This is a genomic window from Mesorhizobium sp. M7A.F.Ca.CA.003.01.2.1, from assembly GCF_003998945.1.
Lineage (GTDB): Bacteria > Pseudomonadota > Alphaproteobacteria > Rhizobiales > Rhizobiaceae > Mesorhizobium > Mesorhizobium ciceri.
This window is the reverse complement of the sequence record NZ_RZRA01001116.1, coordinates 1-1601: the sequence shown is the minus strand read 5'-3', so window position 1 is coordinate 1601 and position 1601 is coordinate 1. Positions and strand designations below refer to the sequence as shown.

Sequence of the window (1601 nt, the reverse complement as noted above, 5' to 3'; positions counted from 1 at the left end):
ACCAGGGCCAGGTCTATGAAAGCTTCAACATGGCCTCGCTGTGGAAGCTGCCGGTGATCTACATCATCGAGAACAACCGGTATGCCATGGGCACCTCGGTGTCGCGCTCTTCGGCGGAAACCAATTTTTCGCACCGTGGCGCTTCGTTCAAGATTCCCGGCATCCAGGTCGACGGCATGGACGTGCGCGCTGTCAAGGCCGCCGGCGACCAGGCGACCGAATGGTGCCGCGCCGGCAACGGGCCGATCATTCTCGAAATGCAGACCTATCGCTATCGCGGTCACTCGATGTCCGATCCGGCGAAATACCGCTCAAAGGAAGAAGTGCAGAAGATGCGCTCCGACCATGACCCGATCGAACAGGTCAAGGCGCGGCTGATCGAGAAGAAGTGGGCAACCGAGGACGAGCTTAAGGCCATCGACAAGGAGGTCCGCGACATCGTCGCTGACGCCGCCGAATTTGCCCAGAACGATGCAGAGCCGGATCCGTCCGAGCTCTGGACCGATATCGTATTGTAACGGGAGGGCAAGGACATGCCGATCGAAATTCTCATGCCCTCTCTCTCGCCGACCATGGAAGAGGGCAATCTTTCCAAGTGGTTGAAGAATGAGGGCGACAAGGTCGTCGCCGGCGACGTCATCGCCGAGATCGAAACCGACAAGGCGACGATGGAAGTCGAGGCCGTCGACGAAGGCACGCTTGGCAAGATCCTGATCGCCGCCGGCACCGAAGGCGTCAAGGTCAACACACCGATTGCCGTTTTGCTGCAGGACGGCGAAAGTGCCGGCGATATCGGCAAGTCCTCGGCTCCCGCCAAGGCGGAATCACCGGCAAAGGCAGAGGCTCCAGCCGCGGCGGAGGACAAGGCGGAGGCCGCAAAACCGGCTGCCGCGCCGGTGGCTGCTGCACCGAAGACGGAAATCGCCGCCGATCCGGACATTCCGGCCGGCACAGAGATGGTCTCGACCACGGTACGCGAAGCGCTGCGCGATGCGATGGCCGAGGAAATGCGCCGCGACGGCGATGTCTTCGTCATGGGCGAGGAGGTCGCCGAATACCAGGGCGCCTACAAGATCACGCAAGGGCTGCTGCAGGAATTCGGGCCGCGGCGCGTCGTCGACACGCCGATCACCGAGCATGGCTTTGCCGGCGTCGGCGTCGGCGCGGCGATGGCCGGCCTGAAGCCGATCGTCGAGTTCATGACCTTCAACTTCGCCATGCAGGCGATCGACCAGATCATCAACTCCGCCGCCAAGACGCTCTACATGTCGGGCGGCCAGATGGGTGCGCCGATCGTTTTCCGTGGACCGAACGGCGCTGCCGCACGCGTCGCCGCGCAGCACTCGCAGTGCTACGCCGCCTGGTATAGCCACATTCCGGGCCTGAAAGTGGTGATGCCCTACACCGCCGCCGACGCCAAGGGCTTGTTGAAGGCGGCGATCCGCGATCCCAATCCGATCATCTTCCTCGAGAATGAGATCCTCTATGGCCAGTCCTTCGACGTGCCGAAGCTGGATGATTTCGTGCTGCCGATCGGCAAGGCGCGCATCCACAAGACCGGCAAGGACGTCACCATCGTCTCTTTCGGCATCGGCGTGACC

At 62.5% G+C, this 1601-nt stretch carries 2 protein-coding genes; both read left to right on the top strand.

Annotated elements, in window-relative coordinates; translation table 11 throughout:
• The coding region (locus tag EN969_RS30305) for a thiamine pyrophosphate-dependent enzyme (protein ID WP_245467566.1) at positions 1-518 on the top strand (518 nt) is incomplete at its 5' end.
• A gap of 15 nt (positions 519-533) precedes the next feature.
• On the top strand, positions 534-1601 hold a 1068-nt coding region (locus EN969_RS30300), incomplete at its 3' end, for a pyruvate dehydrogenase complex E1 component subunit beta (protein WP_127419689.1).